The 8,579-nt window shown below is 71.7% G+C and carries 7 protein-coding genes; 3 read left to right on the forward strand and 4 right to left on the reverse strand.

What is annotated here, in order from left to right; genetic code table 11:
- Both A5646_RS00075 and A5646_RS00080 read left to right on the forward strand, forming a co-directional pair.
- On the forward strand, positions 1-670 hold a 670-nt coding region (locus tag A5646_RS00075; protein WP_067018913.1), incomplete at its 5' end, for an MBL fold metallo-hydrolase.
- Positions 671-683: 13 nt separating this feature from the next.
- Complete coding sequence (locus A5646_RS00080) at positions 684-1,925, forward strand: SLC13 family permease (protein ID WP_067018917.1); 1,242 nt, start codon at positions 684-686, stop codon at positions 1,923-1,925.
- Here the strand turns inward: A5646_RS00080 and A5646_RS00085 are convergent.
- Positions 1,922-4,564, reverse strand: coding sequence for a LuxR C-terminal-related transcriptional regulator (locus tag A5646_RS00085; protein WP_067018918.1), 2,643 nt, complete (start codon positions 4,562-4,564; stop codon positions 1,922-1,924). The genes A5646_RS00080 and A5646_RS00085 overlap by 4 nt on opposite strands.
- Positions 4,565-4,734: 170 nt before the next feature.
- Between A5646_RS00085 and A5646_RS00090 the strand changes: the two genes are divergently transcribed.
- Positions 4,735-6,144 carry an NAD(P)/FAD-dependent oxidoreductase gene (locus A5646_RS00090; RefSeq protein WP_067018921.1) on the forward strand — a complete coding sequence of 470 codons (1,410 nt, stop codon included), beginning with the start codon at positions 4,735-4,737 and terminating at the stop codon, positions 6,142-6,144.
- Here A5646_RS00090 and A5646_RS00095 read toward each other — a convergent pair.
- The 3 genes from A5646_RS00095 to A5646_RS00105 form a co-directional block, all read right to left on the reverse strand.
- Positions 6,141-7,082, reverse strand: a complete 942-nt coding sequence (locus A5646_RS00095; RefSeq protein ID WP_197505078.1) for a glycerophosphodiester phosphodiesterase — start codon at positions 7,080-7,082, stop codon at positions 6,141-6,143. The genes A5646_RS00090 and A5646_RS00095 overlap by 4 nt on opposite strands.
- 30 nt (positions 7,083-7,112) lie before the next feature.
- Positions 7,113-8,045, reverse strand: coding sequence for a 23S rRNA (guanosine(2251)-2'-O)-methyltransferase RlmB (rlmB, locus tag A5646_RS00100; RefSeq protein WP_067018927.1), 933 nt, complete (start codon positions 8,043-8,045; stop codon positions 7,113-7,115).
- Positions 8,046-8,056: 11 nt separating this feature from the next.
- On the reverse strand, positions 8,057-8,579 hold a 523-nt coding region (locus A5646_RS00105), incomplete at its 5' end, for a DALR domain-containing protein (protein WP_369806893.1).

Raw genomic sequence — 8,579 nt, forward strand, 5'->3', positions numbered from 1 at the left:
GCTGGAGGCGGTCATCCCGGTGCACACCCACTTCGACCACGTGCTGGACTCCGCACTCGTCGCCGACCGCACCGGCGCGCGGCTGGTCGGCGGGCAGTCCGCGGCCAACGTCGGAAGGGGATACGGCCTGCCGCAGGACCGGATCGTCGTCGCGGCCGACGGCGAACCGATGCAGCTGGGCGCCTACGACGTCACCCTGATCGAATCGCACCACTGCCCGCCCGACCGGTTTCCCGGCGTCATCGGCGAACCGGTGACCCCGCCGGTGCGGGCATCGGCGTATCGCTGCGGCGAGTCCTGGTCGACGCTGGTGCACCACCGGCCGACGGGCCGGCGCCTGCTGATCCAAGGCAGTGCCGGCTTCGTCGAGGGCGCCCTGGCCGGCCAGCGCGCCGACGCGGCGTACCTGTCCGTCGGGCAGCTGGGGCTGCAGCCGCGGTCGTACCTGGTCGACTACTGGACCGAGACCGTGCGCGCGGTGGGCGCGCGCCGGGTGATCCTCATTCACTGGGACGACTTCTTCCGCCCGCTGACAAAGCCGTTGCGGGCCTTGCCCTATGCCGGCGACGACCTGGACGTCTCCGTCCGCGTCCTCGACGAGCTCGCCGCGCAGGACGGTGTCTCGGTGCACCTGCCCACGGTGTGGCGGCGCGAAGACCCCTGGAAGTAGAGCGGTTGGCACCTTGGCCCTGACGCTGGCGCTGTTGCTGCTTGCCGTGGTCCTCGCGTTCGCCGTCGCGCGCCCGGGCGGCTGGCCCGAGGCGCTGGCCGCCGTCCCGGCGGCCCTGATCCTGATCGCGGTCGGCGCGATCTCGGTGCACCAGGCGGTCAAACAGATCGCCGATCTGTCCGGGGTGGTCGCGTTCCTGGGTGCGGTGTTGGTGCTGGCCAAGCTCTGCGACGACGAGGGCCTGTTCGAGGCCGCGGGCGCGGCGATCACCCGGGGCAAGGTCGGGTCGGGCGGCCTGCTGCGGCGGGTCTTCGTCATCGCCTCGCTGATCACCGCGGTGCTGAGCCTGGACGCCGCCGTGGTCCTGCTGACCCCCGTGGTGCTGGCGGCCGTGCGCCGGCAGCGCACCCGGGTGCGGCCCTACGCCTACGCCACCGCCCATCTGGCCAACGGCGCATCGCTGTTGTTGCCGGTGTCGAACCTGACCAACCTGCTGGCGTTCCACACCGCCAACATCTCGTTCACCAGGTTCACCCTCGCGATGGCGGCGCCGTGGCTGGGCGCGATAGCCGTCCTCTACGTGATCTTCCGCTGGTTCTTCGCCAAGGACTTGCGGGTGCAGCCCGACCCGGAAGAGGCCGGCGCACCGCCGCGCCCGCCGGTGTTCGTGTTGCTGGTCGTGGCGCTGACGCTGGCCGGGTTCGCGGTCGCCCAGTCGGTGGGCATCGCCCCGGCCTGGGTGGCGCTGTGCGGCGCCGCGGTGCTGGCGGTGCGCAGCCTGCGCCATCGGCACACCTCGGTATCTGACATCGTGCGCTCGGTCAACATCTCGTTCCTGGTGTTCGTGCTGGCGCTGGGCGTCGTGGTGCAGGCAGTGATGCTCAACGGGATGGACCGGGCGATGTCGGCGGTGCTGCCGTCGGGTTCGAGCCTGCCCGCGCTGCTCGCCATCGCCGCGCTGGCCGCCGCGCTGGCCAACGTCGTCAACAACCTGCCCGCCACGCTGGTGCTGCTGCCGCTGGTCGCGCCCAGCGGGCCGGTGGCCGTGCTGGCGGTGCTCATCGGGGTCAACATCGGCCCCAACCTGACCTACGTCGGATCGTTGTCGAACCTGTTGTGGCGGCGAGTGTTACGCCAGCACGACGTCGACGCCGGGGTCGGCGAATACACCCGCCTCGGCGTGTGCACGGTGCCCGCGTCGCTGGCGGTGGCGGTGCTCGCGCTGTGGGCCTCGGCGCGGCTGCTCGGTCTCTAGCGCGCGGGCGAGCCGCAGGGGCCCGACCGGATGATCGACGCCAGCTCCTCGCGCGACTGCGCCCCCACTCGCTGGCAGGCCCGGTACACGTGGCCCTCCACGGTGCGCACCGACATCACCAGCTTCTCGGCGATCTCGCGGTTGGACAGCCCGGCCACCACGAGCTCGACGACGTCGCGCTGGCGGCCCGACAACTTCAGACCCGTCGGGGTGTGCAGCGCCGGCGTGTGCAAGCCACCGCACTCGTCGGCCAGTTCCCTGGCCAACGCCGCGGCGTACAGCCCGCGGCGGTGATGTTGGCCTTCGTCGAACACCGCCGAGGCCTGCGCGGCCGCATCGGCGGCCGCCACCCGATCGCCGATCCGCCGGTAGGCCGCCGAGGCCGCCAGCAGGCCCTCGCCGTCCCGGGCCGACAGCGCGCCGGCATGCGACGCGACCGCGTCGGCCAGCGGCAGCGACAACGCGTCGGCCAGCTCCCGCGCCCGCGCCGCCTGGGAGGCATCGCCCCATTGGGCCGCCGCCTGGATGCAGGCCAGCTCGTGGGTCGGCTGGCCGCGGTCGCGGGCCAGCCGGGCGGCCTGCGCGACGGACGCCACGGCCTCGCCCAACCGGCCGTTCGCCGCCATCGCCCACCCCTCGGCCAGGGCCAGGCCGGTGTGCATGAACCGGAAGTCGGCCGGCACGCACGACCGCGCCGCGGCGACCGCGTCGTTCGCCTCGTCGGCCTGGCCGAGCTTGGCGTGCGCCTCGGCCAACGCGAAATAGCTCGCCGGTCGCAAACCCGTTGTCACGTAGTGTGTTTGCACCCCGGCCACCGCTTCGTGCACCAGTCGGGCCGCCTCGGCGACCGCACCGCGAGCCAGCTCGGCGTTGCCCGACAGCAGGGCCAGGTTCGCATAGGCCAGGCCCGGGATGTCGCGCGATGAGGCCGCGAGTTGCCGTGCGGTGCTGACGAATTCATCGATCCGACCGGTCAGCCGACAGGCGCGTCCGTAGACGGCGCCGAACCAGAACCGCATATGCGATGCCTGAAAGGACGTCGTCGCGCGCCGCAGGGCCTGCTCGGCCACCCCGGCGAGCTCGCCGACCTGTCCCAGCGCACCCATCGCCATGATCAGCCCCAGCGACGCCATCATCGCGTGGAAGCCGGGTAGTTCGGGGAAACTCAATGCGGCCCGGGCGTTTTCGGTGGCGGACTCGCAGCGCGCGGCCACCGCATCCAGGCACGCCTGTATCGCCAGCCGCTCCGCTCGCTGGGCCGGCGTCTCGGAAGGGTCCGCGGCAAGATCGTCGAGGATCTGCGCCGCGGCGTTGGGGTTGTAAAGGTGCCAGATCAGGTTGGCCGCCCGCACCGTCGCCCAGTGGTGGCGGTCGGGCACGTCGCTGTCGGCCAAGGCGCGCAGCGCCGACTCGGCCGCCTCGCCCCGCCCCAGCAGCGCGAGGTTCATGGCCCGCACCCCGGCGGCCCCTGGCGCACCGGCTTGGGCGGCCGCGGTGGCGAACCGGTCGGCCAACTCCAGATCCAGCAGGGTCATCGCGTGCCGTGCCGATTCCAGGTACAGCTCGGGGTCGGGGTCGAGGTCCGACTCGAGGCGCAGCAGCGCGCGGCGCACCGTGGCCTGCATGTCTGCGTCGCCCACGTCGGCCAGTCGCGTGGCCAGCCTGCCCCGGATCTCCGACAGATACAGCTCGCCCGCGCTGGCGCGGCGCAACTCACCGAACAGCGGGTGGGCGAGCCGGGCCGTCAAGCCGGCGCCGGTGCGTTCGATGTTGACCAGGCCCAGTTGCTCGGCCTCGGCCAGGTCGCGGCGCCGCACCACATCGCACAGCACCTCGACGGCCAGCGGCTCGCATTGCGAGAGCGTGTCGATCACCATCGCCACCCGCGGGCCGAGCCGGCCCATTTGGCGGCCCACCGTGTCGGACAGGCTCGCCGAGACCGCGACGTCGCCGTCCCACATCCACACCCCGGCGGTCTTGCGCATCCGCCCCGCGGCGACCTGGTCGGCCAAGAGCTGCCGCAGAAACAGGGCGTTGCCGCCGGTCAGCTTCTGGAACCGCGCCGCGCTGCGCGCGTCGACCGGGCCGTCCAGCTTGGTCTCGATGACCTCACGGGTCGCCGCCGCCGAAAGCGGTTCGAGATCAAGCCGTTCCAACAGGCCGTCTTTCCACAATGCCGTCACCGCGTCCGGTTCGTCGCTGCCGGTCCGGACGGTGACCACCAGCCGGACCCCGCCGCACTGCGCGAGCTGGTGGACGACGAGCGCGGACAGCCCGTCCAGCAGGTGCGCGTCATCGACCCCGATCAGCACCCGGCGCTGCCGCTGTTGGGCGACAAACGAATTGATCACGCGGCGCACATCGGTCAGCGGATCGGACTGCGCCTCGTTCAAAGCCTCGGTCATCGCGCCGATGAAGGCCCCCAGGGGCAACGCCTGCGCCGAGTCGGTGCCGACGATCCACTGCGTCCGCTGCCCCGACGCCTGGGCACGCTTGAGCACTTCGTGGGCCAGCCAGGTCTTGCCGACGCCGGCGGCTCCGGCGAGCACGACGCCCGCGTGTTTGGCACCCGCACCCAGGGCGCGGCGAATGATTCCCAGTTCGCTGTCACGCCCCGTCAGCGGCTCGGCGCCGATCACTCGGCGACTATAACGGCGCGCACGCATCGGATGGGAGGCTTTGCCGGCCTTTGGGTGGCCCGATGTGCACCTGGCCCGCAGCAATCGCGTAGTCGACTACGCTGTCGGCCCGCCTCGGCGCCCGTGAGCATGAGTTTTGTCAGACGGGCGGTCAACAAGAGCGGTGGGCTATGGCAAAGATCGGAAATCACGCACTGGTATTGGGAGCGAGCATGGCCGGTCTGCTGGCCGCGAGATCGCTCAGCGAGTTCTTCGGCACGGTCACGGTGGTGGAGCGCGATCCGTTGCCCGACATCGCGCCCGAAACGGCCACCGCGCGCCGGGGCGTGCCGCAGGGCCGGCATCTGCACGGGCTGTTGCCCCGGGGCGGGCAGGTGCTCGAGCAGTTGTTCCCCGGCATCCTCGATCAGCTGGTCATCGACGGCGCACACCACACCGACGGCCAGGATCTGTCCCGGGTGCACTACGACCTGGGCGGGCACCTGATGGCGCGCTCGGGCAGCGCCCCCTCGTTCGCCGTGCACCTGGCCACCCGGCCCTTCCTCGAGGAGCACGTCCGCGCGCGCCTGCGCCGGATGCCCAACATCACGCTGCTCGACGACCACGACGTCGTCGACCTGACCACGACGCCGGACCGCCGGCGCGTCACCGGCGCCCGGGTGGTCAACCGCCGCACCCGCGAAGACCGCACACTGAGCGCGGATCTGGTGGTCGACGCCACCGGGCGCGGCGCGAGGACCCCGGCATGGCTGCATGCCCTGGGCTACGAACGCCCGACCGAGGTGCACGTCCCAGTGCGCCTGACCTACGTGAGCCAATTCCTGCGCATGGCACCGGACGTGCTGCACGAATTCGGGTTCATCGTGGGAGCCGTGCCCGGCCGGCCGCGTGGTGTGGGCATGCTGAACTGCGAGAACGACACGTGGACGTTCACCGTCTACGGCATCGCGGGCCACGCGCCGCTCACCGACCTGGCGTCGATGTGCGAGTTCGTCGAGGACTGCGCACCGGCCCGCCTGCTGGCCGCGGTCCGGGCCGCCGAACCCCTCGGGGAGCCCACCCGGCACGTCCAACCGTCCAGCCAGTGGCGCCGCTACGACCGGATGCGACGCTTTCCGCAGGGCCTGCTGGTCATCGGCGACGCGATCTGCAGCTTCAACCCGATCTACGGCCAGGGCATGACCGTCGCCGCGCTGGAGGCCTTGGCGCTGCGCGACTGCTTGTCCTGCGGCACAGCTGATTTGGCCCGGCGATTCTTTCGGGCCGCCGCCGTGCCGATCCGCCAGGCCTGGGAGCTGTCGGCCAACCCCGACCTGTGCCTACCCGAAATCGAGGGCACCGCACCGCTACTCACCCGGTTGCTCAACGGCTACATCGACCGCATCCTCACCGCCGCCGAATACGACGCGATCGCGGTCGATCGGTTCGTCAGGGTCACCGCGCTCATCGACCCCGCCGACCGGCTGCTGCACCCCACGATGATGTGGCGCGCCGCGCTGGCCAACCTTCGCCGGCCGCGACGCGGCGACAACCAGCCGGCTCGCGCGAACGGCGACCTGGCGGGCAGCGTGCCCCGCTAGCCCCGCCGGTAGGCCGGCGGCAACGGCATCGACAGTTCGGCGAGCACGGTACGCAACAACGTCGGGTAATCGGTGATGATGCCGTCGACGCCGTAACCGATCTGCCGGCGCATGGCGGCGGCGTCGTCGACGGTCCAGGGAATCACCTTGAGCCCCAACGCATGCGCGCGGTCGACGAACGGCTGGCCGGAGACCAACCGGTAGTCGGGTGAGACGATGTCCGCGCCCACCGTCCGCGCGCCGATCAGGGGATCGCCGACGAACGCGGGATTCACTCCGCCCAGCCAGGGCGAGTCCGGCGCCCAGGTGTGCTGGTCGTACAAGGCCACCAACGGAATTGACGGCTCGGCGTGCCGCACCAACGGCAGGGTGCGCCAGTCGAAGCTCTGAATCTCCACCCGGTCGGCCTTGCCCGCCGACCTGACCGCGGCCAGTATCACGTCGACGGCCTCCTGCGGCTCGGCCGATGCGCCGGGGCGGTCGGCCTCCACCTTGGTCTCGATGTTGTAGCGCACGGCGTCGGCGCGGTAGGAGTCGGCGAGCGCGAAGACCTGCGGCAGCGTCGCGATCTTGTTGCCCCACACCACTTCGGCTTGGGGGTAGTCGGCGAGCGGGCGCCCGCAGTCCAGGGTGTCGACCTGGGTGAGGGTGAGCTCGTGCACGAGCTTGCCCACGTATGGATACTGCGGGTCACCGGCGAACGCGGGCGTGGTGTCGGCGCACTTTTCGGCCTCGATGGTCGGGTCGTGCCACACCAGCGGTTGCCCGTCCTTGGTGATGACGATGTCCAATTCCAATGTGCTGGCGCCCAATTCGATCGCCTTGGCGAACGCGCGCAGCGATTCCTCGGTGGTCTCGCCTCGCCCGCCGCGATGGGCCTGCAGGTCGAATTCCGACGGTCGCGCGGTGGCCGGCCCGGCGAGCAGCACCGCCAGCATCAGCAACGCGGCGGCCAGGCGCGCGATCACTCATCCCCTGCGCTGGCGGGTGATTTCGGCGAGCACCACCCCGGCGGCCACCGACGCGTTCAGCGATTCGGTGTCCCCGGCCATCGGGATGGACACGACTTCGTCGCAGTTCTGCCGCACCAACCGCGACAGCCCCTTGCCTTCCGATCCCACGACGACCACCAGCGGATCGGTGCCGTCGATGTCGTCGAGCGTGGTGTCACCACCGGCGTCGAGACCGATCACCCGCAGCCCACGACCGGCCCAATCCGTCAGTGTCCGGGTCAGATTGGTGGCCCGCGCCACCGGGATGCGCGCCGCGGCCCCGGCGCTGGTGCGCCAGGCCACCGCGGTCACCGAGGCCGATCGCCGCTGCGGGATCAGCACGCCGTGGCCGCCGAACGCGGCGACCGAGCGGACGATGGCGCCCAGGTTGCGGGGGTCGGAGATGTTGTCCAGCGCGACCAGCAACGCCGGCGGCGAGGCGAGCGCGGCGGCGACCAGATCGTCGGGGTGGGCGTAGTTGTACGGCGGCACCTGCAAGGCGATGCCCTGATGCAGATGGTTGGCGGTCATCCGGTCCAGATCGGTGCGCGGCACCTCCAGGATCGAGATGCCCAAGTCGGCTGCGCGAGTGACTGATTCGGTGAGCCGTTCGTCGGCCTCGGTGCCCAGCGCCACGTAGAGCGCGGTGGCCGGCACCCCGGCCCGCAGGCACTCCAGCACCGGGTTGCGGCCCAGCACCGTCTCGGATTCGTCGGTCTTGCCCCGCGTGGGCCGACGGCTCTGGGCCTTGGCGCGCTTGGCGGCCGGATGGTTGGGGCGCAGGTGCGCGGGTGGGGTGGGGCCACGACCTTCCAGGCCGCGGCGGCGCTGGCCGCCCGAACCCACGGTCGGGCCCTTCTTGGTGCCCTCTTTGCGTATCGCCCCGCGGCGGCGCGAGTTGCCGGCCATCTACTCGGCCCCTACTGTTCTGGACTGGCCTGCAGCGACCACTGCGGCCCGTCGGCGGTGTCGGTGACCTCGATGCCGGCCTCCTTGAGCCGGTCGCGGATCTCGTCGGCCAGCGCCCAGTTGCGTTCCGCGCGCGCCTTCTGCCGATTCTCCAGCTCCGCCTGCACCAGCACGTCGACGGCCGCGAGCGCCGCCGACGTCTCGTCGCGGGTCTCCCAGCGCTCGTCGAGCGGGTCGCAGCCCAGGATGCCCATCATCGCGCGGATCGCGCCGGCGTGCCGCAGTGCGCCGTCGTGGTCGCCGGAGTCGAGCGCCCGGTTGCCCTCCGCGCGCGCCTGGTGCACCTCGGCCAGCGCGGCCGGCACGGCCAGGTCGTCGTTGAGGGCCTCGGCGAAGCGTGCGGTCCATTGCCCGGGTTCGACGCCGCCGACCCGCACCCGCACCCGGTGCAGGAATTCCTCAACGCCGACATAGGCTTTCACCGCGTCCTGCAGCGCGGTCTCGGAGAACTCCAGCATCGACCGGTAGTGGGCG

The organism is Mycobacterium sp. 1245499.0, assembly GCF_001673615.1.
In the GTDB taxonomy this organism is placed as follows: domain Bacteria; phylum Actinomycetota; class Actinomycetes; order Mycobacteriales; family Mycobacteriaceae; genus Mycobacterium; species Mycobacterium europaeum_A.